Genomic DNA, 25030 nt, shown 5'->3' with positions numbered 1-25030 from the left:
GCACGCTTTTTAATCTTTTAAGCCCCGTGAGGATTCACCCACGGGGCTTTTTTTATTACACTGCCTTCAGACATTTTGCCCCTGAGCGCTGGTGTTGGTGGCTTCGGACACCAAAACACGTCATCTCGCAGCGGCCGGACAGATAAAATTTTGAGGAGCCTTTATGAATTCGACAATGTTACGGGTAACAAATCGCATTATCGAACGGTCGCGTGATACCCGCGCGGCTTACCTCGCAAGGATTAACCAGGCCAAAACCGACACCGTGCATCGTGCGCAACTGGCCTGCGGCAATCTGGCTCACGGTTTCGCGGCCTGTCAGGCCGACGACAAAGCCTCTCTGAAAAGCATGTTGCGCAACAACATCGCCATCATCACCTCCTACAACGATATGTTGTCCGCGCACCAGCCCTATGAACACTACCCGGATATCATTCGCAAAGCGCTGCACAGCGCCAATGCGGTCGGTCAGGTGGCCGGCGGCGTGCCGGCGATGTGCGATGGCGTGACCCAGGGACAGGACGGCATGGAGCTCTCTCTCCTGAGTCGCGAAGTGATCGCCATGTCCGCGGCCATCGGCCTGTCGCATAACATGTTCGATGGCGCTCTGTACCTCGGCGTGTGTGATAAAATTGTGCCCGGACTAACCATGGCCGCGCTCTCATTCGGCCACCTGCCGTCGGTCTTTATTCCCTCCGGTCCGATGGCCAGCGGCCTGCCTAATAAAGAAAAGGTTCGTATTCGCCAGCTGTACGCGGAGGGCAAAGTTGACCGCATGGCGCTGCTGGAGTCCGAAGCCGCTTCTTACCACGCGCCGGGAACCTGTACGTTCTACGGTACGGCGAACACCAACCAGATGGTGGTGGAGTTTATGGGCATGCAGTTGCCGGGCTCGTCCTTTGTCCATCCGGATGCTCCGCTGCGGGAAGCGCTGACCGCCGCCGCCGCGCGCCAGGTCACCCGCATGACCGGCAATGGCAACGAGTGGATGCCGTTGGGCAAAATGTTTGACGAAAAAGTGGTGGTCAACGGCATTGTGGCGCTGCTGGCGACCGGCGGCTCCACCAACCACACTATGCACCTGGTGGCGATGGCCCGCGCGGCGGGCATTATCATTAACTGGGATGATTTCTCCGACCTGTCAGACGTGGTACCGCTGCTGGCGCGCCTCTACCCCAACGGTCCGGCGGATATCAACCATTTCCAGGCAGCGGGCGGCGTTCCGGTTCTGGTGCGCGAGCTGCTGAAAGGCGGCCTGCTACATGAGGACGTTCACACCGTCGCTGGCTTCGGTCTGTCGCGCTACACCCTCGAGCCGTGGCTCAACAACGGCGAGCTGGACTGGCGGGAAGGGGCGACGGCGCCGCTTGACGATCAGGTCATCGCGACATTCGAGAAACCGTTCTCCCGTCACGGCGGCACCAAGGTGCTGAGCGGTAACCTGGGACGCGCGGTCATGAAAACCTCGGCAGTCCCGGCTGAGAACCAGGTGATCGAAGCGCCGGCGGTGGTGTTCGAGAGCCAGCACGACGTGTTGCCGGCCTTCGAAGCGGGTCTGCTGGACAAAGACTGCGTGGTGGTGGTCCGTCATCAGGGGCCAAAAGCGAACGGGATGCCAGAATTACATAAACTTATGCCGCCACTTGGTGTATTATTGGACCGCCGTTTCAAAATAGCGCTGGTGACCGATGGCCGACTCTCTGGCGCCTCCGGTAAAGTCCCGTCAGCCATCCACGTCACGCCTGAAGCCTATGACGGCGGGTTGCTGGCGAAAGTGCGCGATGGCGACCTTATTCGCGTGAACGGGCAGACGGGGGAACTGACGCTGCTGGTGGACGATGCCGAACTGGCGGCGCGTCAGCCGCATATCCCTGACCTCAGCGCGTCGCGCGTAGGAACCGGTCGGGAGATGTTTGGGGCGCTGCGTGAGAAGCTCTCTGGCGCGGAGCAGGGCGCAACCTGCATCACTTTTTAAGACGATTTAATTTGTAGATCTGGCGAGAGAAAATCCTGATGAAAAACTGGAAAACAACAGCAGAAGCAATCCTCACCTCCGGTCCGGTTGTCCCGGTTATCGTAGTGAAAAAGCTGGAACACGCGGTACCGATGGCGAAAGCGCTGGTCGCGGGCGGCGTGCGCGTCCTGGAAGTGACTCTGCGCACCGAGTGCGCCCTGGAGGCGATCCGCGCAATTGCTAAAGAAGTGCCGGATGCGATTGTCGGCGCGGGCACGGTTACCAACGTCGAGCAGCTGAAAGCGGTAACGGAAGCCGGCGCGCAGTTCGCTATCAGCCCGGGGCTGACCGAATCTCTGCTGAAAGCGGCGACCGAAGACGGCACTATTCCGCTGATCCCAGGGATCAGCACCGTCTCCGAGCTGATGCTGGGCATGCAGTACGGTCTGAAAGAGTTTAAATTCTTCCCGGCAGAAGCCAACGGCGGCGTGAAAGCGCTGCAGGCGATTGCGGGTCCGTTCGGTCACATTCGTTTCTGCCCGACCGGCGGTATCTCCCCGGCTAACTACCGTGATTACCTGGCGCTGAACAGCGTGCTGTGCATCGGGGGCTCTTGGCTGGTGCCGGCCGACGCCCTGGAAGCTGGCGACTACGATCGCATCACCACCCTGGCGCGTGAAGCGGTGGAAGGCGCGAAGTAAACCGCGCCTCAAGGTCAACAACCCGGTCAGCGGCAACGCGACCGGGTTTTTTTTGTCTTTACCCTTCGACGATAACCGCCGCGGCGGCGGTTTTAGCCCGCGCCACAGCCTCTTCCACCGAATCGGCGACGGCGAGAGTCACCCCCAGACGACGGGTGCCGTCAATCTCCGGCTTGCCGAACAGACGCAGCTGCAGGCCAGCTCCGACGGCCGACTGCAGCTGGCCGAAGCTGACGTTCTGACTGGTCAGCTGCGGAAGGATCACCGCGGAAGCGGCTGGGCCATACTGGCGGATGGCGCCGATAGGCAGCCCAAGAAAGGCGCGAACGTGCAGGGCGAATTCCGAGAGATCCTGCGAGATAAGCGTTACCATTCCGGTGTCGTGCGGGCGCGGGGAGACTTCGCTGAAGATCACCTCATCGCCGCAAACGAACAGCTCCACCCCGAACAGGCCATAACCTCCCAGCGCGAGCACCACCTTGCGGGCGATATTCTGCGCGCGTTCAAGGGCCAGGTCACTCATCTGCTGCGGCTGCCAGGATTCACGATAATCGCCATCTTCCTGACGATGACCGACCGGGGCGCAGAAATGCACGCCATCGACGGCGCTGACGGTGAGCAGGGTGATTTCAAAGTCGAAATTTACCACCCCCTCGACGATCACCCGCCCGGCGCCGGCGCGGCCGCCCTGCTGGGCGTAGCGCCAGGCTTCGCTGAGCTGGTCAGCCGAGCGGATAAAGCTCTGACCTTTACCGGAGGAGCTCATCACCGGCTTGACGATGCATGGCAAACCGATCTCGGTAACCGCCGCGCGGAAGGCTTCTTCACTGTCGGCGAAACGGTAGCTGGAGGTGGGGAGCTGCAGCTCTTCGGCCGCCAGACGGCGTATGCCTTCGCGGTTCATGGTGAGCTTCGCTGCCCGCGCCGTGGGAACCACTTTCTGCCCGGCCTGCTCCAGTTCGACCAGGGTATCGGTGGCGATAGCTTCGATCTCCGGCACGATGTAATCGGGTTTTTCCTGTTCGATCAGCGCGCGCAGGCTCTCGCCGTGCAGCATATTGATGACGTGGGCGCGGTGGGCGACCTGCATCGCCGGGGCATCGGGGTAGCGGTCGACGGCGATAGTTTCAATGCCCAGACGCTGACATTCGATGGCGACTTCTTTACCCAGCTCGCCGGAGCCTAACAGCATAACTTTGGTGGCTGCCGGGCGCAGCGCAGTGCCTAATACAGTCATAACTCTCTTCCGCAGTAAAAAAAGATGCGGTCGATTATAAACGAAAACGTTTGCGTCTGTCTTTATGCGCGTGAGTTGAGTCCGGAAGGGAAATTTGCTATACTGTATAAAAACACAGTACTAAGAGGCTGCAGCATGGCGGTTGAAATTAAATATGTAGTGATCCGCGAAGGTGAGGAAAAAATGTCTTTTGCCAGCAAAAAAGAGGCCGACGCTTACGACAAAATGCTCGATCTGGCAGAGGTGCTGAATGACTGGCTGGTAGCATCGCCGCTGGAAATGGACGATGCCCAGCGCGATACCATGGCGATGTGGCTGGCGGAGCGTAAAGAGGCGCTGCAGCATATTCTGCGCGCCGGCAGACTGCCGGAGCAGGATGCGACTGCGCACGATGCGCCCGCGCCGTCAACGGACGCTGAGGCTTCCCCGGCGGAAGAGGCCGCCGCGCCAGCTGCCAAAACGCGGAAAGCCAAAGCGGCCTGATGGCTGGCGGTCAGCCGCTGATGGGCTGATGGGCTGATGGGCTGATGGGCTGATGGGCTGATGGGCTGGTCGGTTGGTCGGCTGGACCCGGAGCCCCCGCCGCGCGCACCTTTGCGCATCTTTAGCCATGTCTAACATTTCCTGACATCGCGTCGTTTAGGCTGATAACAGTGTTTGTCACCTGAGAGGAAAACCATGGCTAACTGGCTAAATCAACTGCAGTCGTTGCTCGGACAGCAGGGCGCGTCGCCGTCCGGCGAGTCGTCAAAAGGGAGCGCCCTGCTGCCCGGCGCCATCGGCGGGCTGGCGGGGCTGCTGGTGGCCAGCAAATCATCACGCAAGCTGCTGGCGAAATATGGCACCAGCGCGCTGCTGGCTGGCGGTGGGGCGGTGGCGGGTACCGTATTGTGGAACAAGTATCAGCAGAAAATGCGCGCTCAGAACACGCCCGCTCCGACACCCGAGACGGCTGCGGCGCCGACGGAGGTCGATCCGCGCAGCGTGCGGTTGATCACCGCCCTGGTGTTTGCCGCCAAAAGCGATGGTCATATCGACGATCACGAGCGGGCGAGGATTGAAGCCCAGCTTCGGGAGGCCAATATTGACGTGCAGGCCCGGGTGCTGATTGACCAGGCGCTGGCTCAGCCGCTGGATCCGCAGCGTCTCGCCGAGGGCATCGTTGACCCGCAGGAGGCGCTGGAGATCTTCTACGTCAGCTGCGCGGTGATTGATATCGACCACTTTATGGAGCGCAGCTATCTCAACGCCCTGGGTGAGGCTCTGGCGTTGCCAAAAGATGTCCGGGCCGACATCGAACAGGACATCCAGTCACAAAAACAGGCGCTAAGCGTTTAAATTATCACGTTTCGCTTGCATCGCCCGCGTCTTTTGCCACCCTTATAGACACGTCATCATTCAGGCGCCACCCTGCGGCCTGAATGCTCTTGTGTCACGAAAAAGCAGCAGAAGAATAACATGCCACCTAAAGCCAAACGGATCCCTCACGCCATGACCTTGCATGGCGATACACGCATCGATAACTATTACTGGCTGCGCGACGATGAACGCGCGCGGCCTGATGTGCTGGAATATCTGCACGCGGAAAACGCCTACGGCAAGCAAGTGATGGATTCGCAGCTCAGCCTGCAGGAGCGTCTGCTGAAAGAGATTATCGACCGCATTCCGCAGCGTGAAGTCTCTGCCCCCTATAGTAAAAACGGCTTTCGCTACCGGCAGGTGTATGAGCCGGGCTGCGAATACGCTATCTACCAGCGACAGTCGGTGCTGAAAGAAGAGTGGGACGAGTGGGAGATCCTGCTTGATGCCAACCAGCGGGCGGCAAAGAGCGAGTTTTACACCCTGGGCGGGCTGGGCATTGCGCCCAACAACCAGTTGATGGCGGTGGCGGAAGATTATCTCTCCCGTCGCCAGTACGGTCTGCGTTTTTGCGACCTCAGCAACGGCGAGTGGTATCCGGAGACCCTGGAAAATGTCACCTCCGGCTTTGCCTGGAGCAACGATTCACGCTTTGTGTGGTACGTGCGTAAACATCCCACCACGCTGCTTCCTTATCAGGTCTGGCGCCACACCGTCGGGACGCCGGCGCAGAGCGACGTGCTGGTCTACGAGGAAAAAGATGAGACCTTCTACGTCAGCGTGCATAAAACCACATCCCAGCAGTTCGTGGTGATTTATCTCTCCAGCGCCACCACCAGCGAAGTACTGCTGCTCAACGCCGAACTGCCAGACGCTGAGCCGGTCTGCTTCCTGCCGCGGCGTAAAGATCATGAATATAGCCTCGATCACTATCAGCACGCCTTCTATCTGCGATCCAACCGGGACGGGAAGAATTTTGGTCTCTATCGTACCGTGCTACGCGATGAAGATCAGTGGACCACGCTGATCCCGCCGCGTCACGACGTGATGCTTGAAGGATTTACCCTGTTTACCGACTGGCTGGTCGTCGAGGAGCGTCAGCGCGGCCTGACCAGTCTGCGGCAGATTAACCGCAAGACCCGGGAGGTGGTGGGGATCGCCTTTGACGATCCGGCCTATGTCACCTGGCTTGCCTATAATCCGGAGCCCGAAACGTCGCGCCTGCGCTACGGCTACTCCTCGATGACCACGCCCGACACCCTGTTTGAACTGGATATGGATACCGGCGAACGACGGGTGATCAAGCAGCAGGAGGTAAAGGGGCTGGACACCCGCTGCTATCAGAGCGAGCACCTGTGGGTGACCGCCCGCGATGGCGTCGAAGTCCCGGTCTCGCTGGTCTACCATCGCGACCATTTTCGTAAAGGGAGCAATCCGCTGCTGGTCTATGGCTATGGCTCGTATGGCGACTGTATCGATGCCGATTTCAGCGCCAGTCGGCTGAGCCTGCTCAACCGCGGCTTTGTCTACGCCATCGCCCATGTCCGCGGCGGCGGCGAGCTGGGTCAGCAGTGGTATGAGGACGGTAAATTCCTGTGTAAGAAAAATACCTTTAACGACTATCTCGACGTCTGCGACGCGCTGCTGGCTCAGGGGTACGGCGACCCGCGGCTCTGCTATGGCATGGGCGGCAGCGCCGGCGGGATGCTGATGGGGGTGGCCGTTAACGAGCGTCCAGAGCTGTTCCACGGCGTGATAGCCCAGGTGCCGTTCGTCGACGTGGTAACCACCATGCTGGATGAGACCATTCCGCTGACGACCGGCGAATTTGAAGAGTGGGGGAATCCGCAGGATGAAACCTATTACCACTACATGAAAAGCTACAGCCCCTACGACGGCGTGAAGGCGCAGGCGTATCCGCATATGCTGGTGACCACCGGGCTGCACGATTCCCAGGTGCAATACTGGGAGCCGGCGAAGTGGGTGGCAAAACTGCGTGAACTGAAAACCGACGATAACCTGCTGCTGCTTTGCACCGATATGGACTCCGGGCATGGCGGAAAATCCGGGCGCTTTAAAAGCTATGAGGGGGTGGCGCTGGAGTACGCCTTTTTCATCGCCCTGGCGCAGGGGACACTGCCGGGGAAAGCGGCAGTGTAGGGGCTATTCCCCAAGGTAATGCTTGAGCGTGAGGCGCAGTTCTGGGTTCATGCGGTCGAGATTGTTGAATAACCAGCGCAGATAGCCTGGATCGTTTTCAGCAATCTCGGCGACGGCTTTACCGCGATATTTGCCGAAGGTAAAGGTGGTGAGCAGCGCCGGCCGACCTGTGATATCGGCCATTTCGTCAGGCGTCCAGCCGGAAACGTTGATGATATCCAGCAGCAGCGCAGCGGTGATATAGCAGTCATACAGCGCCCGGTGGTGATGCAGCCCCGGCGGCGTGGCCACGTTCAGCTTACGTGATTTATAGAGCCCCATATTACTGTATTTGATCCCCGGCCACAGCCGGCGGGCCAGCTTCATCGTACAGATCCACTCGCCATGCATCTCCGGTAGCACCCGACGATCGAAGCTGGCGTTATGCGCGACGTACCACGGGCTGCCATGATAGTGCGGAATAATCTCCTCAATCCACGGCTTATCGGCGACCATCTCTTCGGTAATCCGGTGGATAGCCATCGCCTGCGGGCTGATGGGGCGGTCAGGACGCACCAGATGACTCATGGGATTGGTGATTTGCCCGTCGACAATGTCGACCGAGGCGATTTCAACGATGCCCCCCTGCAGTCCGCAGGTTTCGGTATCAATGACGCGCAGCATGGCTCGCTCCAGAGCAAAACAATAAGCGTAAAGTAATTGGCCGGGCTTGCCAACCGACGGCGAGGAGGCAAGTAGGCATTATTTCTGTTTCGGCTCCCAGGGCAGGCGGGACAGTGAAACGGAGGCCAGCCGATGGGCGATCAGCCGTTCGCGGAACCAGTCGCGCAGATGGGCGGGCTGTTCACGCTCGACCAAATCAGCGACCACCGGCATATTATACCGCTCTTTAAAGGCGACGCCGGCGGCGGCGAGATCGACGTTAACTTTATCCATCTCATCTTGCGAAATTTTGGCCAGATTTCTTTCCATCATACACTCCACTCTGCTTGTAAACCCGGTCAGGGCCTGACGCCCGGCTCGACTCTGCCATTATACAGGGTTATTCTCTGTGCTACAGACATAACAAAAGGGAATGACGAATATGCGACTTTTTGCTGGACGCGCATTGCGCCTCTCCGTTGCGTTTGCCGGGCTATTAACCGCGGCGGGCGCGCTCGCCCACGCTCACCTGCAGCAGCAGATCCCCGCCGCCGGAGCGCAGCTGGCGGCCTCCCCGCAGACGTTGACGCTCAGTTTCTCCGAAGGCATTGAACCCGCGTTCAGCGGCGTGACCGTCACCGGTCCACAGCAGCATGCGGTAGCCACCGGCAAACTGACCCGCAGCGCCGACAACCCCGCCCAGGTCACCGTGCCTGTAGCGGAAACCTTGCCGCCGGGAGAATACACTGTGGCTTGGCATGTGGTCTCAGTGGATGGCCATAAAACCAAAGGGCAATACACCTTTAGCGTGAAGTAAGCGATGCTGACCGGGCTCTACATTACTCTGCGCTTTGGGCACTTTATCACCCTGATGCTGGCTTTTGGCTGCGTGCTGTATGGCGCCTGGTGGGCGCCGGTGCCGCTGCGACGCGTACTGATGCTGCGCTTCTATCCGCTGCTGCGCCCGCTGCTGCTGATCGGCGCCCTCTCTACCCTGGCGCTGTATCTGCTGCAGGGGGGATTGATGGGCGACGGCTGGGCGGATGTCTGGCAACCCGCCGTCTGGCAGGCGGTGGCGGGCACCCGCTTCGGCGGGGTGTGGATTTGGCAGATCCTGCTGGCGTGGATCGCCCTCGCCGTAGTGTGGATCCGTCCCCGACATGGCGCTCGCCAGCTGGTGGCCCTGCTGGCGGCCCAGCTGCTGCTTTCCGCTGGGGTAGGGCATGCCGCCATGCATGATGGTTTACTCGGCGCCCTGCAGCGGACTAATCATGCTGTCCACCTCTTCTGCGTTGCCAGCTGGTTCGGCGGCCTGTTGCCCTTTATCTATTGCCTGCGCCTGGCGCAGGGGCGCTGGCGGCAGGCCGCGGTCTATACCATGGCGCGCTTTTCACGTTACGGGCATCTGGCCGTCGCCGGCACCCTTGCCAGCGGGGCGATCAATGCGCTGTTGATCCAGAGAGGGATGATTGGCGCATCGCCCTGGGGACGTCTGCTGTTGATCAAATGTGCGCTGGTGGCCGGGATGGTGGTAATTGCGTTAGTGAACAGGTATGTTCTGGTACCGCGCATGTCGGCAAGCGGTTCGCGGGCGGAAAGTCTGATCCTGCGAACCACGCAGGCTGAGATAGGGCTGGGCGCGCTGGCGCTGCTGGCCGTCAGTCTGTTTGCCACCTGGGAACCTTATTGAATTAACTGGCAAAATCATGAAAAAAATTGTTCTGACCATGTTGTTACTGGCAAGCTCCGGCGCTGCACTGGCGGCGCCGCAAATTATCACCGTGAGCCGCTTTGAGGTAGGGAAGGAGAGCTGGGCGTTCAACCGTGAAGAGGTGATGTTGACCTGTCGTCCGGGCAATGCCCTTTACGTTATCAACCCGAGCACTCTGGTCCAGTATCCGCTCAATGAGGTGGCTGAGCAGCAGGTCAAAGCCGGCAAAACCACCGCCCAGCCGATCTCAGTGATCCAGATCGACGATCCGCAGCATCCTGGGCAAAAAATGAGCCTCGCGCCGTTTATCGAGCGCGCGCAGAAGCTCTGCTAGATTTTCGCGCTATCTCGCTGTAATAGCATAAAAAAAACCGCCCTTGCCGGACAACGGCAGTGGCGGTTTTTTGGCTGGCAGCGCCCACTTTTCCAGGAATTATTCGGCCACATTGGCCGCAGACTGGAAAAGCTGACGCGTTAAACTATTCTTATAGTGCAAGGCGACTTAGCCTGCATTAATGCCAACTTTTAGCGCACGGCTCTCTCCCAAGAGCCATTTCCCTGGACCGAATACAGGAATCGTATTCGGTCTCTTTTTATCTTAATCTGTCTGCTTTCGCGATCACCAGCGACATCCTGTCAGTCAATTCAGTCAATCACCAGGCTGGCCTCTGGATGTCCCGTTATAGCACACCGTTTTTAGCATACACAATTCATTTACACACAAATTGCATCCTGCGGAAGAACGGTATGGGGAAGGCGGAACCGTAAGCGAGGGGAGAGGAAAAGAAAAAACCTGCACCTAAACAGGCCCGGCGTGCAGGTTAACTGGCGGGCCAACATCGGAAGGCTGCTAGTATACATATTTGTATGATAAATAGAATAAACAAAACCTTATTGATTTGGCAATTCATGCGATTAGCCGTCCGCGCCCCACGAAAGGGCGGGAAATAATATTGAGGGGCGTAGTTCCGAGCGTCCGGTATTATTCCGGAACGCTGAAGGTGGGAAATATCTGACTTTCCAGATAGCAGAGTAGAAGCCAAATTTCATCGCTGAAAATAAACCATATGCTGCCCAGCAGCACGACCGCGAGAATAATCAGCAGGAAAATTTCGGTTTTACTCATCATGCTAACGACTATCCAGTGGTCTGCGGGGACCATGATAGTAGCGAAATAAGAACATAATAAGCAAACGCCGCGTGACGGGGCGAGTTCACTGGTCGTGAAATTACTCGCCCGGCAGCGGCTGCGTCAATATTGCCACCTGCTCCGCCAGCTGATCCAGCAGCTGGAATCGACGCCGGTATTCGGCCCGTTTTTTACTGGCGATGCTCTCCAGCGGTTTTCTTTCCAGACGCAGCGGTAGCTGCCAGCGCCAGGGGCTTTCCGGCTTGCCGTCGATGGATTGCCAGAATTCGTCGTAGCTGGCGTGGAAATGGCGCCCCTTGCTCAGGCGATAGCGCAGGGCGCGAAACACATGGCCATTATCGCTAACGCCGTAAATCGCTGCGATATGGCTGCGAGCGGCCAGCAGCCAGATAAACTCCAGCAGCAGGCGCTTCGGGAACAGACCGTAGCAGGCGCGGGTCGCCTGCTTGATCACCTCATGAGAAACGTGGCGTCGCGGTCCCTGCAAGCCGCCGATGACCAGCTGCCAGGCTTCGCCATCCCAGGTCACGCTGAAGGTGGCGCTGGCCAGCAGGGTATGATCGCTGTCGCGCAGCCACAGGGTGGTTTCACCCTCACGCTCGGCCTTCCCGGCCGAAGAGGCCGAGAGGGAAAACTGGCGCTGATCCTTTCCATTGAGCGTCAGCAACGGGACCTCGCACACCGCGGTCATGGCATGCGCCAGCCGGGAACTGCGCAGGGTATCGACATAGCGATAATGGCTTATTACCGCCATCGCTCGCTGCCAGGCGTTGAGATCGCGCGTTAGATATTGACGGTGCACTTTCCCCGGCAGCGTCGCCTGCGCCGCCAGCAGCTGGTTAAAATCGTCACGAGCGCTCAGCGCCTCCAGCATCGCTTTGGTCGGGCTATAAAATAATGCCGTGCGCAGCAGAAATTTAAAGCGGTAATTTTTCTGCCGCCATATAGGTGCGGGTGTTAATCTACCCATCACCAGATCGGCAATGAGATGCGAGCGCGGCGTAAGCACGCTGGATGAATGCAGGCTATTGTCTGTCACGATAAACACCTCGTTGTTATTTCCTGCTATTTTAAAACGAGGCGCTGATAAGCTTAATCCTCTGGCCGACTATATTTGCCGTTTGTTTAAAATCGATTGAGGTGTAAATAAAAAACAGCGGCTATAAGCTGGAATTACCTATAATTACAGCAGAGAGGTAATTATATGTATCAGCGTATTAATGGCAGAGACTGGCGTAATATCTGGCTGATGGGCGATCTGCATGGCTGCTTTGCGCTGCTGATGGCTCGCCTGCGCCGACTGCGCTTTGATCCCTGGGCCGATCTGCTGATCTCGGTGGGCGATCTGATCGATCGCGGGCCGCAAAGCGCTGACTGTCTCGGCCTGTTGCGCAGCCGCTGGTTCCGGGCCGTGCGCGGGAATCATGAGCAGATGGCGCTCGAGGCGCTGGAGAGCGGAGATATGACGCTCTGGCAGATGAACGGCGGCGACTGGTACGCCCGGAGCAACGTGCGGCAGCGGGATGACGTCGATCGCCTGCTGGCGCGCTGTCAGCGGCTGCCGTTGATTATTGAAGTGGAGTGCGCAAAAGTGCGGCATGTGATCGCCCATGCCGATTATCCGGCGCCGGTCTATCGCTGGCAGCAGCCGGTGGATCCCCAGCGGGTCCTGTGGAGCCGCCATCGTCTGAGTGAACATCTGGCGGGGCGTCATGGCGCTATCGCCGGGGCTGACCATTTCTGGTTTGGCCATACGCCGCTTCGCGCGCGTTATGACTACGACAATCAACACTATATTGACACCGGCGCTGTGTTCGGCGGCACGCTGACGCTGGTGGCGCTGCAGTCGGCAGACTAAAAGTCACTGTATTCGCTGGCGGGTTGCCAGAAGCCGTCAATAAAATCTTCTATCGGGTAGCAGCCGCCGTGGCGGATCCGCTGATCTTCCATCGCCACCAGGCACTGCGTTTCCTCGCGGTAGACGTCCACCACAATGTCCTCGCAGCCGCCATCCAGATAGCAAATAAACAACACTAAGGCAAACATCCTGGCCTCATGTTCGGGGGGACATACTGTTTAGTGTAGGGGATGACGGCGGGACGGGGAAATAAATAACCCGTCTCAGGCGACGGGTTCATTGGCGTCAGGCAAGGCGCATGACCCAGGCATCGGACTGGCGGTCGTAATGTTTACGGTAGAGGACGGAATGTTCACCATTGAGAATCGCGGGAACGCTGGTGTCGGCATCCCAGGCGTCAAGCTGCATACATAAATCTGGATCGGATTTGCAGGGAATGCTTAACGTTCGCTCACCCTGATGTTCACCATGCAGTTCGGCATCGTCTATCTCAAACGCGCCGATGCGGACATTGGTTTTACTCATCGCTTCACCCCATTTTTTCAGCTGAGTTGTGGTACGACCAGTTGCGGCCGTCATTTTTCAGCGTAGTCAATGGGGGGAAAACCGCCAGTCAAAAAGTGCGTATTTTTTGCGCGGCGTCACACCTTGCCGGCAAAAAGTTTCCCATCGCGTACCAGCTCGCGCGGGTAACTGTTCTTCAGACGGGAGCCGACGCGCTTGGCCAGGCCCAGCGGCACGCCCTGGAAGGTGACAATGACTTCATCCTGCGCTGGCGGGGTTTGCGGATAGACGTCGCGTCCGCGATACCATTCCTCCGCTTCCTCCAGCGTCAGCTCGAAGGCGCGCTGCGGCGCGGCAAAGGCAATAACCGCCTCATGCTGCCAGCGGTAACCCTTATTGTGCAGTTCCGCCAGACGCACGCCAATGCGCGAAAACCGCACCTGACCAAACAGAGGCTCCATAGACTGCGGAAACAGCCACAGCTCTTTATCCCGTTGCCACAGCGTGTGGCTCGCGTCCCATTCCAGCCCGACAGCGCGGGCGGCGGCGGTCGCCGCGGCGGCCTCCCGGCCCTTCAGCGGCGCAAACGGGAACTTGCCGACCTTGTAGCCCGGCGCCGGGAGCGGATCGATAGCCGCCGTCTTGCGCAAGCGGGCGACAAAGAAGCCTTCACAATCGAAGATCTGCGGGAAGACATGCAGAAATCCCTCGGCGGTTAAGGCATCGGCCGCGCCGGGAAACAGCTCTCCCAGCGGCTGGATCGCCACCGCCTGCGGGTAGCGGGACAGCAGCCAGTGAATGACGGACTGATTTTCTTCGCGGTTCAGGGTGCAGGTCGAATAGACCAGCGTCCCGCCGGGGCGCAGGGCATGGAAAGCGCTGTCGATAAGCTCGCGCTGGGTGGCGGCGATGTCGAGGTTGCTCTCCGGCGACCAGTTTTTCAGCGCGTCCGCATCTTTGCGTACCACCCCTTCGCCGGAGCAGGGGGCATCAAGCAGAACGGCGTCGAAGGCTTCGGGCAATGCCGCGCCGAACACCCGGCCGTCGAAATGGGTCAGGGCGACGTTGCTGATGCCGCAGCGGCTGATGTTGGCATGCAGCACTTTCACCCGGCTGGCGGAGAACTCATTCGCCAGGATGCCGCCCGCATTGCTCATCCGGGCGGCGATCTGGGTGGTTTTCGACCCCGGAGCGGCAGCAACGTCCATGACTCGTTCAGGCTGCGGGTTATCGGCGAACAGGGCGGCGACCGGCAGCATTGAGCTTGCTTCCTGTATATAGAACAGACCGCTGAGATGTTCGGCGGTGCTGCCCAGCGGCAGCGCGTCGTCGTCGTCCCGCTCGATCCAGAATCCCTCCTCGCACCACGGGACCGGCGTCAGCTGCCAACCATAGGGGGCGACCAGAGAGAGAAAATCATCGACGCTGATTTTCAGCGTATTGACGCGAATACTTCGGCGTAGCGGGCGCTGACAGGCGGCGATAAATTCGTCGAAAGAGAGGTGCGCCGGCATCGCCGCGCGCATTTGAGCAAGAAACGCTTCAGGGAAATAGACAGTATTTTCGGCCACAGGCAGCGCACCACAGAAAAAAAGGGTGCGCAGTTTAGCACAAACGCCCCGGTGCAGGACACCGGGGCGTGAGGTTTGTGTCTGCCCGCGCCCGGCGTTTGCCGGGGCGGGAGAAGGGGAGGCGAGGATTACTGCGGCAGGGCGGTGCCCCACTCCCGCCACTCTTTCGGCTCGCTCTCCAGCAGCAGGAAGTGCTTGCCGTCCTGGGCTTTCGGCGCCAGCGGCGTACCCGGCGGCGTGGCAAAGGCGATCCCGCCGCGGATAAACTGATTGAAGGTCCCGGTTTTCACCACGCCGCCAACCAGGCCGAAGTCGAGGCTGTAACCCGAGGCCAGCCAGAACACCGAGTTATTGCGCACCAGGTACTGGTAGCGCTTGCTGATGCGCATCTTAACCATGACCCGGTCAGACATCGATCCCAGCGACAGACCGGTCACCGTCCCGACTTCCAGGCCGCGGAACAGCACCGGCGTACCGATGCCGAGCGATCCGGCCTCCGGCGCTTCCACCACGATATTCAGGCCGTCGATATAGCGCGAGTCGCTGATCGTCGTATCCTGGATCTCAAAGTCGCGGCGCGCCGGGCCGCGTCCGGGCTCAACGTTAATATAGGACTGGAACAGGGTGTCGAGATGCTCCACGCCCGCGGCGGAGATCTGCGGGGTGATCACCGAGAAGCGGGTCCCGGCGCGGGCAAACGTGCCGACGTATTCCGGATAAAGCACGGCTTTCGCCTGCACCTCGTTTTTGGCGGTGATCAGCTCCAGCGACTGGATCTGACCGATATCGATGCCGAGATAGCGAATCGGCATCCCGGCCGCCATCTTCCCGGCGTCGAACGCATGCAGGGTGATCTGGCCGCCCACGGCGCGCGCCGCCGTTTCAGAAGCGTAAAGGATACGTTTGTTATTCAGCCGCGCATTGGCGCTGCTGCCGTTGAGGTTATCGAAACTGATCGCCCCTTTTATGGCGCGGGCCAGCGGCGAGGCCTGAACGGTGAGTCCGTTGCCGTCAAGTTTAACCTTCGCACCCCCTTCCGCCCAGAAGACGCTGTTGTTGGTCAGCAGGTAGCGGTATTCCGGCTTGATATGCAGATCGATATCGAAAGCGTCTTTGCGCGGTTTCACGGCGATGATCTCGCCGACGGCGAATTTACGATACAGCACCACCGAGCCAGCCTGAACGTCAGGCAGCGTCTCAGCGGAGAGGCTCAGGGTGGTGGTCGGCACTTCGCTCAGGCTGTTTTCCTGCGCCTTTTCGAGGTTGGCGTACAGCGGATAGCTGCTCTGCATTTCGCCTTTTTCACCCGGGATCACCCGGATCCCGCCGTTCACCCATTCGCTGGCGCTGGCGCCCAGCACCTGCACGCCATCAAGTCCCACTTTGACGTCCAGACGACTGTTCACCACAAACTTGCTGTCGCCGCGAATCAGATCGCGGTATTCCGGGGCAATCGCCACCTGGAAGGTTACCCCTTTGGCCGTCAGCTTGCGCTCCAGCACCTGGCCGACTTTCACTCCGTGAAGCACCAGCGGCTGGCCGCCGTCGATCCCGTAGCTCTCCGGCGCCGAAAGGGTGACGGTGGCGACATTGGGCTCCTCCAGCAGCGCTTTATCCGCTGGCATGACGGAGAAGTGATTACGCGGCTCGCCTTCGCCGGGCACCAGTTCAAAGGTATTGCCGGTGAGCAGGGCGCTGACGCTGGGGTTATCGAGGGAGATCTTCGGCTTCTTCATCTGAATCAACGTTTTCTCCCGCAGCAGGGTCACCACGCTCGGATCGACGGTCATCTCGCCAGTGACTTTGCCGCCGGGGTTAAGATTCAGTTTGCTTAACTGGCCCACTTCCAGCCCCTGATACATCAGCGGCGTCGAGCCCGCTTTCAGGCCGTCGCCGTCAGGCAGGTCAAGGGTCACCACTACCCCGCGCTGGCTGTGCGCCAGGTCTTCATACAGATGATAGTCATCGTTTTGCGACGCGACCTGCGAATCGGCAGGGGAGTCAAAGGCGATGGCACCGTTCACCAGCGCGGAAAGGTTCTCCAGCTGCACTTTGGCCCCGCTCAGGCCGACATCGGCTTTGATCCCCGAGACGTTCCAGAAACGGCTGCCTTTTTTCACCAGGTTGGTGAACCGGCGCTCGATCAGCACATCAATGGTGACCCCCTGATTATTATCATTCAGCGTGAAGTCATACACCCGCCCGACCGGGATCTTACGGAAGTAGACCAGCGAGCCGCTGCTCAGAGAGCCAAGGTCGGGCGCCTGCAGGTGGATCATCAGCTCGCCGTTGTTGATACGGTATTTTGGCTGAGTGTCGAGGGCGACGAAGTGATCTTCGGGTTCGCCCTTGCCCGGCATCATGCCGATATAGTTCCCGCCCACCAGCGCATCAAGGCCCGACACGCCGGCCAGAGAGGCTTTCGGCGTGACCAGCCAGAACTGCGTATCTTTGCGCAGCGCCTCTTTCATATCGCGCTTGATGCTGGCGGAAACTTCAATCTTGCTCAGGTCTTTACTGAGACTAATATCCTGGACGGTACCGACTTCCACCCCCTGATAGCGGATAGGCGTCCGCCCCGGCACGATGCCGTTAGCAGACTGGAAATCGATAGTAATCGTCGATCCGCGGTCGTCAAAGCTGGTCCAGATGAGCCAGGCGGCAATCAGCAGCGCGATGACCGGCAACAGCCAGAATGGCGAGATACGACGTTTGGTTTTTATTCTGGCTTCAGTCTGCGAAGCGGGCGTTTCCTGACTCATGTGCGTCCCAAAGTAAGCGGCTGTCCAGCCATTCAACTGCAAGAATAGTTAAAATTACCGCGCCGCCAAAGTAAACCGCGGCCGGCCCCATCGTAAAGGCGAGGAGCTGATCGCGATTAATGAGCGACATGGTGAGTGAGATAACAAACAGATCCAGCATCGACCAGCGGCCAATCCAGGTTATCAGCCGCAGCAGCAGGATGCGGGTGCGCAGCCCCTGCTCGCACTTGAATTGTATGCTGAGCAGCAGGGTAAATAACACTATAACTTTGGTGAATGGCACCAAAATACTGGCGATAAATACCACGCCGGCAATGGCGATATTGCTGCTGGCGAGGGAGATGATCCCGGAAAGGATGGTGTCTTCCTGGCGCGCGCCGTTGACGTAGATGATAGAGATCGGCAGCAGGTTGGCCGGTAGGAGGAAAACCAGCGAGGCAATCAGCGCCGCCCAGCTGCGCTGCAGGCTCTGCGGCCGGCGATGGTGCAGCGGCGTGTGGCAGCGTCGGCAGCGGCCGCGGGCGTCGCGGTAGCCGGTGTAGTGGCAGCCGGTGCACACCTGCAGATTGTTATCGGCGCGGGTCGCCGGCCGTTCGGGATAGAAGCGCTCCCATAGCTCTTCGACGTTCATATGGATAAGCGTCAGGATACTCAGCAGCGTCAGGGAGATAAACGCCACCAGGCCGATGCCGGGCTGCAGAAAGGCGTAATCCTGCACCTTGATGGAGGCGACGCCGATGCCCACCAGATAGATATCCAGCATCACCCACTCCTTGAGCTTATCGAGCATTAGCAGCACCGGGCGCAGGTTCATCCCCAGCACGTTGCCCAGCCACAGATAGCTAATCGAGACCACCAGCAGTACCGGGGCGACCACCGCGCAAAACAGCACCATCGCGGCGGTAAGCGGGTCGCCCTGCGCGGTCATCTGCCAAATCCCCTGCAGGACGTTGGCGTCAATGCGAACCCCCAGCAGGTGAAGGCGCAGTAGGGGTTCGGACCAGGCAAAGGGCATTAACAGCAGCATGGCCAGGGCCATGCTGCCCAGACGGGTCAGCGACCAGTCGCGGCCATCGCGCACCTTCGCGTTACAGCGTGGACACCAGGCGCTTTGGTTGCGTTTGAGCACCGGTAAGCGGAACAGCATGTCACACTGCGTACAGCGCTGATAATGCGCATAGGGAAGCGGCGTGCTGACGGCATGCACGACCATCTTATTCGCAGGCTTAAGGGTGGGTGTTTTTATCGGCATTTATTACGTACAGGAATGAATGTATCTCACTATCTTAACCTATGAATGAATTCATCTTGAGCCCAAGCGCATTTAATGCTTATTTTAGTAGGCTGTACGTATCAGGCAGTAAGACAACCAAGTGAAGATATAATGAGCAAAACAGAATTTTACGCGGATTTGAACCGCGATTTCCAGGCATTAATGGCAGGTGAAACCAGTTTTCTGGCGATGATCGCTAATACCAGCGCGCTGCTGTTTGAACGACTGGGCGAGGTCAACTGGGCCGGTTTCTATCTTCTGGAAGGCGATACCCTGGTGCTGGGGCCGTTCCAGGGCAAACTGGCCTGCGTCCGGATCCCGGTTGGGCGCGGCGTATGCGGCGCGGCGGTGGCGCAAGCCCAGGTGCAGCGCGTCGAGGACGTCCACGCCTTTGACGGCCACATTGCCTGCGATGCCGCCAGTAATTCGGAAATTGTCTTCCCCCTGCGCGTGAACGACCAGATTATCGGCGTGCTGGATATCGACAGTCCGGCTTACGGCCGCTTCACTGCTGAAGATGAGCAGGGGTTGCGCACACTGGTCGAGCATCTGGAAAAACTTATCGCGGCCACTGATTATCAAAAAATCTTTACCCGTGTCGTGGGATAATCAACGGATAACGTAGCATTTAGCGAGGACGTCATTATAATGTCGCCTGTTCATGCCTGCGGCTTGTTGGCTACGTCCGTTGTAATCAGGAAATTTCATGGAAAATCAACCTAAGTTGAATAGCAGTAAAGAAGTTATCGCCTTTCTGGCCGAACGTTTCCCTCAGTGCTTCAGCGCTGAAGGCGAAGCGCGCCCCCTGAAAATCGGAATTTTTCAGGATCTCGTTGAGCGAGTGGGTGGTGAGATGAATCTCAGCAAAACCCAGCTTCGCGCTGCATTACGTCTTTACACCTCGAGCTGGCGCTATCTCTACGGCGTAAAAGCCGGCGCTATCCGCGTTGACCTGGACGGCAACCCGTGCGGCGAACTGGAAGAGCAGCACATTGCCCATGCGCGTCAGCAGCTGGAAGAAGCGAAAGCTCGCGTTCAGGCGCAGCGCGCTGCCCAGCAGGCGAAAAAACGCGAAGCCGCTGCCGCTGCAGGCCAGCCGGATGAAGGCGTTCGCCGCGAGCGTAAACCGCGTCCTCAGCAGCCGCGTCGTAAAGAGGGCGCTGAACAGCGTAAACCGCGTCCTGTTGCGGCCAAAGCTCCGCGTGAAGAGCGTCTTACTCCGGTATCGGATGTTTCCGTTCTGACCGTCGGCCAGGCGCTGAAGGTAAAAGCAGGCAATAACGCAATGGACGCCACCGTTCTGGAAATCACCAAAGATGGCGTTCGTGTACAGCTGACTTCTGGTATGTCAATGATTGTACGCGCAGAACACCTGGTGTTCTGAAACGGAGGCCGGGCCAGGCATGAACACATTTTTTAAAATCACCGCGCTTGCGGGCCTGCTGGCAATAGCAGGCCATGCTTTCGCTGTTGATGAAATAACCCGTGCAGATCAAATCCCCGTGCTGAAAGAAGAGCCGCAGCACGCGACGGTGAGCGAGCGCGTGACGTCGCGCTTTACCCGCTCTCACTACCGTCAGTTCGATCTCGACAACGCCTTCTCGGCAAAAATTTTTGACCGTTATCTGAACCTGCTGGACTACAGCCATAATGTGCTGCTGGCCAGCGATGTGGCGAAGTTCGCGGCGAAAAAAGACCAAATCGGCGACGAACTGCGCACCGGGAAACTGGATGTCTTCTACGACCTCTACAACCTGGCGCAGCAGCGCCGCTTCGAGCGCTATCAGTATGCTTTGAAGGTGCTGGAACGTCCGATGGACTTTACCGGCAACGACAATTTCAACCTTGACCGCTCCAAAGCGCCGTGGCCGAAAGACGAGGCCGAGCTGAACAAGCTGTGGGACGCCAAGGTTAAATTTGACCAGTTAAGCCTGAAGCTGGCGGGAAAAGACGATAAAGAGATCCGCGACACCTTAACCCGTCGCTACAAGTTCGCTATCCGTCGTCTGGCGCAAACCAACAGCGAGGATGTCTTCTCGCTGGCGATGACCGCCTTCGCCCGCGAAATCGACCCGCACACCAACTATCTGTCGCCGCGCAATACCGAGCAGTTCAACACCGAGATGAGTCTCTCACTCGAAGGGATCGGCGCTGTGCTGCAGATGGATGATGACTACACGGTGATTAATTCGCTGGTGGCCGGTGGTCCGGCTGCGAAGAGCAAAGCGATCAGCGTCGGCGACCGCATCGTTGGCGTCGGCCAGACCGGGAAGTCGATGGTCGATGTCATTGGCTGGCGTCTGGATGACGTCGTGGCGCTAATTAAAGGGCCGAAGGGCAGCAAGGTTCGCCTTGAGATCCTGCCGGCCGGCAAAGGGGCCAAGACGCGTATCGTCACCCTGACCCGCGAGCGCATCCGTCTGGAAGATCGCGCGGTGAAGATGTCGGTGAAAACCGTTGGTAAAGAAAAAGTCGGCGTGCTGGATATCCCGGGCTTTTACGTTGGCCTGACCGATGACGTGAAGGTGCAGCTGCAGAAGCTGGAAAAACAGAACGTCAGTAGCATCGTTATCGATCTGCGCAGCAACGGCGGCGGGGCGCTGACCGAAGCGGTATCGCTGTCGGGGCTGTTTATTCCGTCCGGCCCGGTGGTGCAGGTGCGGGATAACAATGGCAAGGTGCGCGAAGACAGCGATAACGATGGCGTAGTCTATTACAAAGGGCCGCTGGTGGTGCTGGTTGACCGCTTTAGCGCCTCGGCGTCTGAGATCTTTGCCGCCGCAATGCAGGATTATGGCCGCGCGCTGATCGTTGGCGAGCCGACCTTCGGCAAAGGTACCGTACAGCAGTATCGCTCGTTGAATCGTATCTACGATCAGATGCTGCGTCCGGACTGGCCGGCGTTAGGTTCCGTGCAGTACACTATCCAGAAGTTCTACCGCATTAACGGCGGCAGTACTCAGCGCAAAGGCGTTACGCCGGATATCATGATGCCAACCGGCAATGAAGATCGCGAAACCGGCGAGCAGTATGAAGACAACGCGCTGCCGTGGGATAGCATCAACGCGGCCACCTACGTGAAGTCCGGGGATCTGACCCCATTTGGACCGGAACTGCTCAAGCGCCACGACGAGCGTATTGCCCAGGATCCTGAGTTCCAGTACATCATGAAGGATATTGCCCGTTATAACGCGATGAAGGACAAACGTAACATCGTCTCTCTGAACTACGCTCAGCGTGAAAAAGAGAACGAAGAGGATGATGCGATTCGTCTGGCGCGGATTAACGATCGCCTGAAACGCGAAGGCAAACCGCCGCTGAAAAAACTGGACGATTTGCCGAAGGATTATCAGGAGCCGGATCCGTATCTTGATGAGACGGTCCATATCGCGGTAGACCTCGCCCATCTCGAAAAAGCGCGCCCGGCGGTGGAACCGCCGGCCAGCCAATAAGTCGCCAACGGGCACCCTGAGAGGTGCCCGTTTTTTTTTATGCCCTTTGTCATCGCCATTCAGCTCATCTAACAAAATGTCAACCTGCTCTGCCGCTGTCAGCAAGATGCTACAAAATGTAAAGTTGTGTTTTTATCGTGACTTAGCGGGGGCTGATGGTTGAAAATTGCAGCCTGACCCATACGATGTGGGTAATCGCATAGTGCGTTTTGTTAAATTGAGGTAAAAAGAAAATTATGATGCGAATCGCGCTTTTCCTGCTGACGAACCTGGCAGTGATGGTCGTGTTCGGGCTGGTGTTAAGCCTCACGGGGATCCAATCCAGCAGCATGACCGGTCTGTTGATTATGGCCCTGCTGTTCGGCTTCGGTGGTTCTATCGTTTCGCTGATGATGTCGAAATGGATGGCGCTGAAGTCTGTGGGTGGGGAAGTGATCGAGCAGCCGCGCAACGAAACGGAACGCTGGCTGATGAACACCGTTGCGCAGCAGGCGCAGCAGGCGGGCATTGCCATGCCGCAGGTGGCTATCTATCACGCCCCTGACATCAACGCCTTCGCTACCGGTGCGCGTCGCGACGCCTCGTTGGTCGCTGTCAGTACCGGGCTGTTGCAAAACATGAGCCGTGATGAAGCGGAAGCGGTCATCGCCCATGAAATCAGCCACATCGCCAATGGCGATATGGTCACCATGACTCTGATTCAGGGGGTGGTGAACACCTTCGTTATCTTTATCTCCCGCGTTATCGCGCAGATTGCGGCCGGCTTCCTCGGCGGCAACCGGGAAGATGAAGGCGAGAGCAGCAATGGCAACCCGCTGATCTACTTCGCCGTCGCCACGGTGCTGGAGCTGGTGTTCGGTATTCTGGCCAGCATTATCACCATGTGGTTCTCTCGTTATCGCGAATTCCATGCTGATGCCGGCTCGGCGCGTCTGGTGGGCCGCGAGAAGATGATTGCCGCCCTGCAGCGCCTGAAAACCAGCTATGAGCCGCAGGAAGCCAGCAGCATGATGGCGTTCTGCATCAACGGTAAAGCGAAGTCCATGAGCGAGCTGTTTATGACCCACCCGCCGCTGGACAAGCGTATTGAAGCGCTGCGTAGCGGAGAATATCTGAAATAGTCCGTCAATCTGACGCTGAAAATAAAAATCCGCAGCCCGAAGGCTGCGGATTTTTTTTGTCCTTAATCGTCAGGCTGCGCGCGGCTGAGTGACGCGCAGACCGCTAATCAGCGCAGCGACGGTCGCCAGGATGCCGGCCAGCAGCAGGGCGGTGTGGGTGCCGCTGTTGCCGAGCAGGTTGAATAAAAGGGCCACCAGCGCGGCGCCGGTGCTCTGGCCGAGCAGGCGAGCGGTACCCAGCATGCCGCTGGCGCCGCCGCTGCGATGGCTCGGGGCCGAGGCGACAATGGTGTGGTTGTTTGGCGACTGGAACAGCCCGAAGCCGGCGCCGCACAGCGCCATACGCCAGATAATATCCAGATCGCTGGGCGACGCCGGAAGCAGCGCCAGGCCGAACAGGCCGCAGGCCATAACCAGCAGCCCAATGGCCCCCAGCAACCCCGCATGGCATTTTTCAATTAAATAACCGGCCAGCGGCGCCATCACCATCGTTGCCAGCGGCCACGGCGTCAGCAGCAGGCCGGTCTCCACTTCGCTGCGCCCGATCATTGTTTGCAGGAAGAAGGGCAGAGAGACCATCGCCAGCATTTGCGCACAGAAAGAGCAGATGGAGGTGCAAATAGAGAGGGAGAAGAGCGGGATGCGAAGCAGATCGACCGGCAGCAGCGGGACGGGCATCGTGAGCTGACGGCGAACGAAGAAAAAGCCCACCACCAGCATAGCGGCGACCTCCGCCAGCACCAGCTGAGTGGACTGGCCCTGGGCGAAACCGCTCAGGGCGGTGATCAACAGCCCGAAGGTCAGCGCGTTCATGATGGCGCTCGGCAAATCGAAGCGGACGATTTTGCTGCGCGCGCTGTTGGGCGGCAGAAAGCGCATCGCCAGAAGTAAGGCGACGATGCCGAGAGGCAGGTTAATTAAAAACAGCCATTGCCATGAGGCGAGGGAGAGGATCGCAGCGGCGATCGTCGGGCCTGCTGCTGAAGAGACGGCGACGACAAAGGAGTTGATACCCATGCCACGACCGAGAAAGCGCTGCGGATAAATCAGGCGGATCAACGCGGTGTTTACGCTCATCAGCGCGGCGCCGCCCAGCCCCTGGGCGACGCGGGCGAAGGTTAGCATTTCGAGGCTGCGCGACAGGGCGCAGGCCAGCGAGGTAAAGATAAACACCACCAGGCCTATCTTATAGATACGACGATAGCCGACCATGTCGCCGAGGAAAGAGAGCGGTAGCAGGGCGATCACAATGGCGATTTGGTAGGCGTTAACAATCCAGATTGAAGCCGCCGGGGAGGCGTTAAGATCGCTGGCGATGGTCGGCAGCGCGACGTTGGCGATGGCCCCGTCGAGCACGGCCATGGTCAGCCCAAGCACAATGGTCAGAATGGCGCCATAGCGCTGCGGCAGCGGTACGCCATCGGAAGAGTTTTTATCCATGGTGAAAATGAGTCTTAAATGAAACGGTTTTTTGAATGATGAGTTTAGCATTGATTATTCCGCCGTATGTCGCAGATTTGTAACGAAGTGGCAGAAGAATGATTGCGGCGCAGAGGCGGCGAATTTATAATAAAA

The 25030-nt window shown here is 58.7% G+C and carries 23 protein-coding genes and 1 pseudogene; 13 read left to right on the top strand and 11 right to left on the bottom strand.

Translation table 11 applies throughout. From position 1 onward, the window contains the following. Window positions 1-163 precede the first annotated feature (163 nt). Together edd and GT756_RS16240 are read left to right on the top strand one after the other, a co-directional pair. Window positions 164-1975, top strand: coding sequence for a phosphogluconate dehydratase (edd, locus tag GT756_RS16245; protein ID WP_004203393.1), 1812 nt, complete (start codon window positions 164-166; stop codon window positions 1973-1975). Window positions 1976-2013: 38 nt separating this feature from the next. Beyond that, window positions 2014-2655, top strand: coding sequence for a bifunctional 4-hydroxy-2-oxoglutarate aldolase/2-dehydro-3-deoxy-phosphogluconate aldolase (locus GT756_RS16240; protein WP_002911423.1), 642 nt, complete (start codon window positions 2014-2016; stop codon window positions 2653-2655). A gap of 58 nt (window positions 2656-2713) precedes the next feature. Here GT756_RS16240 and purT read toward each other — a convergent pair whose 3' ends face one another. Beyond that, complete coding sequence (purT, locus tag GT756_RS16235) at window positions 2714-3892, bottom strand: formate-dependent phosphoribosylglycinamide formyltransferase (protein ID WP_135711992.1); 1179 nt, start codon at window positions 3890-3892, stop codon at window positions 2714-2716. Between the two features lie 135 nt (window positions 3893-4027). Here purT and GT756_RS16230 point away from each other — a divergent pair, with 135 nt between their 5' ends. From GT756_RS16230 to ptrB, 3 genes are all read left to right on the top strand, one after another. Further along, complete coding sequence (locus tag GT756_RS16230; protein WP_004203390.1) at window positions 4028-4375, top strand: YebG family protein; 348 nt, start codon at window positions 4028-4030, stop codon at window positions 4373-4375. Between the two features lie 195 nt (window positions 4376-4570). Then, on the top strand, window positions 4571-5230 hold the full coding sequence (locus tag GT756_RS16225; protein ID WP_160124921.1) for a tellurite resistance TerB family protein: 660 nt from the start codon (window positions 4571-4573) through the stop codon (window positions 5228-5230). A 120-nt stretch (window positions 5231-5350) separates the two neighbouring features. Further along, window positions 5351-7411, top strand: a complete 2061-nt coding sequence (gene ptrB / locus GT756_RS16220; protein WP_160124920.1) for an oligopeptidase B — start codon at window positions 5351-5353, stop codon at window positions 7409-7411. 3 nt (window positions 7412-7414) lie between these two features. Here ptrB and exoX read toward each other — a convergent pair whose 3' ends face one another. Together exoX and GT756_RS16210 are read right to left on the bottom strand one after the other, a co-directional pair. After that, entirely contained in the window at window positions 7415-8074 is a 660-nt protein-coding gene (gene exoX, locus GT756_RS16215; RefSeq protein WP_160124919.1) for an exodeoxyribonuclease X, read from the bottom strand. A gap of 78 nt (window positions 8075-8152) precedes the next feature. Next, window positions 8153-8383 carry a DNA polymerase III subunit theta gene (locus tag GT756_RS16210; RefSeq protein WP_002911406.1) on the bottom strand — a complete coding sequence of 77 codons (231 nt, stop codon included), beginning with the start codon at window positions 8381-8383 and terminating at the stop codon, window positions 8153-8155. A gap of 112 nt (window positions 8384-8495) precedes the next feature. On the opposite strand from GT756_RS16210, the gene yobA reads away from it, so the two are divergent. The 3 genes from yobA to GT756_RS16195 are packed head-to-tail and all read left to right on the top strand — an operon-like array spanning window position 8496 to window position 10098. Further along, complete coding sequence (yobA, locus tag GT756_RS16205) at window positions 8496-8870, top strand: CopC domain-containing protein YobA (protein WP_065696923.1); 375 nt, start codon at window positions 8496-8498, stop codon at window positions 8868-8870. A gap of 3 nt (window positions 8871-8873) precedes the next feature. Further along, the gene (copD, locus tag GT756_RS16200) at window positions 8874-9743 is read left to right on the top strand and encodes a copper homeostasis membrane protein CopD (RefSeq protein ID WP_065696924.1); all 870 of its coding nucleotides are present in this window, start codon (window positions 8874-8876) and stop codon (window positions 9741-9743) included. Window positions 9744-9759: 16 nt separating this feature from the next. Next, complete coding sequence (locus GT756_RS16195) at window positions 9760-10098, top strand: YebY family protein (RefSeq protein WP_174562445.1); 339 nt, start codon at window positions 9760-9762, stop codon at window positions 10096-10098. A gap of 648 nt (window positions 10099-10746) precedes the next feature. Here the strand turns inward: GT756_RS16195 and GT756_RS16190 are convergent. Both GT756_RS16190 and GT756_RS16185 read right to left on the bottom strand, forming a co-directional pair. Continuing rightward, entirely contained in the window at window positions 10747-10890 is a 144-nt protein-coding gene (locus GT756_RS16190; RefSeq protein WP_032425946.1) for an Ecr family regulatory small membrane protein, read from the bottom strand. Between the two features lie 103 nt (window positions 10891-10993). Beyond that, the gene (locus GT756_RS16185; protein ID WP_064149721.1) at window positions 10994-11962 is read right to left on the bottom strand and encodes a VirK/YbjX family protein; all 969 of its coding nucleotides are present in this window, start codon (window positions 11960-11962) and stop codon (window positions 10994-10996) included. Between the two features lie 156 nt (window positions 11963-12118). On the opposite strand from GT756_RS16185, the gene pphA reads away from it, so the two are divergent. After that, the gene (gene pphA, locus GT756_RS16180) at window positions 12119-12772 is read left to right on the top strand and encodes a protein-serine/threonine phosphatase (RefSeq protein ID WP_032456309.1); all 654 of its coding nucleotides are present in this window, start codon (window positions 12119-12121) and stop codon (window positions 12770-12772) included. Here the strand turns inward: pphA and GT756_RS16175 are convergent. The 5 genes from GT756_RS16175 to yebS all read right to left on the bottom strand — a co-directional run bounded on the left by GT756_RS16175 (window position 12769) and on the right by yebS (window position 18861). Next, the gene (locus GT756_RS16175) at window positions 12769-12960 is read right to left on the bottom strand and encodes a YebW family protein (protein ID WP_002911395.1); all 192 of its coding nucleotides are present in this window, start codon (window positions 12958-12960) and stop codon (window positions 12769-12771) included. The genes pphA and GT756_RS16175 overlap by 4 nt on opposite strands. 97 nt (window positions 12961-13057) lie before the next feature. After that, the gene (locus GT756_RS16170; RefSeq protein ID WP_002911393.1) at window positions 13058-13297 is read right to left on the bottom strand and encodes a YebV family protein; all 240 of its coding nucleotides are present in this window, start codon (window positions 13295-13297) and stop codon (window positions 13058-13060) included. A gap of 116 nt (window positions 13298-13413) precedes the next feature. After that, window positions 13414-14847, bottom strand: coding sequence for a 16S rRNA (cytosine(1407)-C(5))-methyltransferase RsmF (gene rsmF, locus GT756_RS16165; RefSeq protein ID WP_160124918.1), 1434 nt, complete (start codon window positions 14845-14847; stop codon window positions 13414-13416). Window positions 14848-14975: 128 nt separating this feature from the next. Beyond that, window positions 14976-17609 carry a PqiB family protein gene (locus GT756_RS16160; protein ID WP_017900210.1) on the bottom strand — a complete coding sequence of 878 codons (2634 nt, stop codon included), beginning with the start codon at window positions 17607-17609 and terminating at the stop codon, window positions 14976-14978. Continuing rightward, the gene (gene yebS / locus GT756_RS16155) at window positions 17578-18861 is read right to left on the bottom strand and encodes a membrane integrity lipid transport subunit YebS (RefSeq protein ID WP_004203379.1); all 1284 of its coding nucleotides are present in this window, start codon (window positions 18859-18861) and stop codon (window positions 17578-17580) included. The genes GT756_RS16160 and yebS overlap by 32 nt, the downstream gene beginning before the upstream one ends. Window positions 18862-18993: 132 nt before the next feature. Here yebS and GT756_RS16150 point away from each other — a divergent pair. From GT756_RS16150 to htpX, 4 genes and pseudogenes are all read left to right on the top strand, one after another. After that, a pseudogene (locus GT756_RS16150) lies at window positions 18994-19507 on the top strand (GAF domain-containing protein). Between the two features lie 81 nt (window positions 19508-19588). Then, window positions 19589-20266 carry an RNA chaperone ProQ gene (proQ, locus tag GT756_RS16145; RefSeq protein WP_004203375.1) on the top strand — a complete coding sequence of 226 codons (678 nt, stop codon included), beginning with the start codon at window positions 19589-19591 and terminating at the stop codon, window positions 20264-20266. A gap of 19 nt (window positions 20267-20285) precedes the next feature. Then, complete coding sequence (prc, locus tag GT756_RS16140; protein WP_004203373.1) at window positions 20286-22334, top strand: carboxy terminal-processing peptidase; 2049 nt, start codon at window positions 20286-20288, stop codon at window positions 22332-22334. Between the two features lie 236 nt (window positions 22335-22570). Continuing rightward, entirely contained in the window at window positions 22571-23455 is an 885-nt protein-coding gene (gene htpX / locus GT756_RS16135; protein WP_004203371.1) for a protease HtpX, read from the top strand. 69 nt (window positions 23456-23524) lie between these two features. Here the strand turns inward: htpX and GT756_RS16130 are convergent, their stop codons facing one another. After that, window positions 23525-24895: an MFS transporter gene (locus tag GT756_RS16130; RefSeq protein ID WP_080838157.1), complete on the bottom strand. Its 1371-nt coding sequence runs from the start codon at window positions 24893-24895 to the stop codon at window positions 23525-23527. Between the last annotated feature and the right edge of the window lie 135 nt (window positions 24896-25030).

This window comes from Klebsiella sp. Q2, from assembly GCF_009900705.1.
GTDB lineage: Bacteria > Pseudomonadota > Gammaproteobacteria > Enterobacterales > Enterobacteriaceae > Klebsiella > Klebsiella quasipneumoniae.
This window is presented reverse-complemented; position numbering and strand designations above follow the sequence as displayed.

What these genes read in the sequence shown, in the direction of transcription:
- edd (WP_004203393.1), top strand. Translation starts at nt 164, where the DNA reads ATGAATTCGACAATGTTACGGGTAACAAATCGCATTATCGAACGGTCG.
- GT756_RS16240 (WP_002911423.1), top strand. Translation starts at nt 2,014, where the DNA reads ATGAAAAACTGGAAAACAACAGCAGAAGCAATCCTCACCTCCGGTCCG.
- purT (WP_135711992.1), bottom strand. Translation starts at nt 3,892, where the DNA reads ATGACTGTATTAGGCACTGCGCTGCGCCCGGCAGCCACCAAAGTTATG.
- GT756_RS16230 (WP_004203390.1), top strand. Translation starts at nt 4,028, where the DNA reads ATGGCGGTTGAAATTAAATATGTAGTGATCCGCGAAGGTGAGGAAAAA.
- GT756_RS16225 (WP_160124921.1), top strand. Translation starts at nt 4,571, where the DNA reads ATGGCTAACTGGCTAAATCAACTGCAGTCGTTGCTCGGACAGCAGGGC.
- ptrB (WP_160124920.1), top strand. Translation starts at nt 5,351, where the DNA reads ATGCCACCTAAAGCCAAACGGATCCCTCACGCCATGACCTTGCATGGC.
- exoX (WP_160124919.1), bottom strand. Translation starts at nt 8,074, where the DNA reads ATGCTGCGCGTCATTGATACCGAAACCTGCGGACTGCAGGGGGGCATC.
- GT756_RS16210 (WP_002911406.1), bottom strand. Translation starts at nt 8,383, where the DNA reads ATGGAAAGAAATCTGGCCAAAATTTCGCAAGATGAGATGGATAAAGTT.
- yobA (WP_065696923.1), top strand. Translation starts at nt 8,496, where the DNA reads ATGCGACTTTTTGCTGGACGCGCATTGCGCCTCTCCGTTGCGTTTGCC.
- copD (WP_065696924.1), top strand. Translation starts at nt 8,874, where the DNA reads ATGCTGACCGGGCTCTACATTACTCTGCGCTTTGGGCACTTTATCACC.
- GT756_RS16195 (WP_174562445.1), top strand. Translation starts at nt 9,760, where the DNA reads ATGAAAAAAATTGTTCTGACCATGTTGTTACTGGCAAGCTCCGGCGCT.
- GT756_RS16190 (WP_032425946.1), bottom strand. Translation starts at nt 10,890, where the DNA reads ATGAGTAAAACCGAAATTTTCCTGCTGATTATTCTCGCGGTCGTGCTG.
- pphA (WP_032456309.1), top strand. Translation starts at nt 12,119, where the DNA reads ATGTATCAGCGTATTAATGGCAGAGACTGGCGTAATATCTGGCTGATG.
- GT756_RS16175 (WP_002911395.1), bottom strand. Translation starts at nt 12,960, where the DNA reads ATGTTTGCCTTAGTGTTGTTTATTTGCTATCTGGATGGCGGCTGCGAG.
- GT756_RS16170 (WP_002911393.1), bottom strand. Translation starts at nt 13,297, where the DNA reads ATGAGTAAAACCAATGTCCGCATCGGCGCGTTTGAGATAGACGATGCC.
- GT756_RS16160 (WP_017900210.1), bottom strand. Translation starts at nt 17,609, where the DNA reads ATGAGTCAGGAAACGCCCGCTTCGCAGACTGAAGCCAGAATAAAAACC.
- yebS (WP_004203379.1), bottom strand. Translation starts at nt 18,861, where the DNA reads ATGCCGATAAAAACACCCACCCTTAAGCCTGCGAATAAGATGGTCGTG.
- proQ (WP_004203375.1), top strand. Translation starts at nt 19,589, where the DNA reads ATGGAAAATCAACCTAAGTTGAATAGCAGTAAAGAAGTTATCGCCTTT.
- prc (WP_004203373.1), top strand. Translation starts at nt 20,286, where the DNA reads ATGAACACATTTTTTAAAATCACCGCGCTTGCGGGCCTGCTGGCAATA.
- htpX (WP_004203371.1), top strand. Translation starts at nt 22,571, where the DNA reads ATGATGCGAATCGCGCTTTTCCTGCTGACGAACCTGGCAGTGATGGTC.
- GT756_RS16130 (WP_080838157.1), bottom strand. Translation starts at nt 24,895, where the DNA reads ATGGATAAAAACTCTTCCGATGGCGTACCGCTGCCGCAGCGCTATGGC.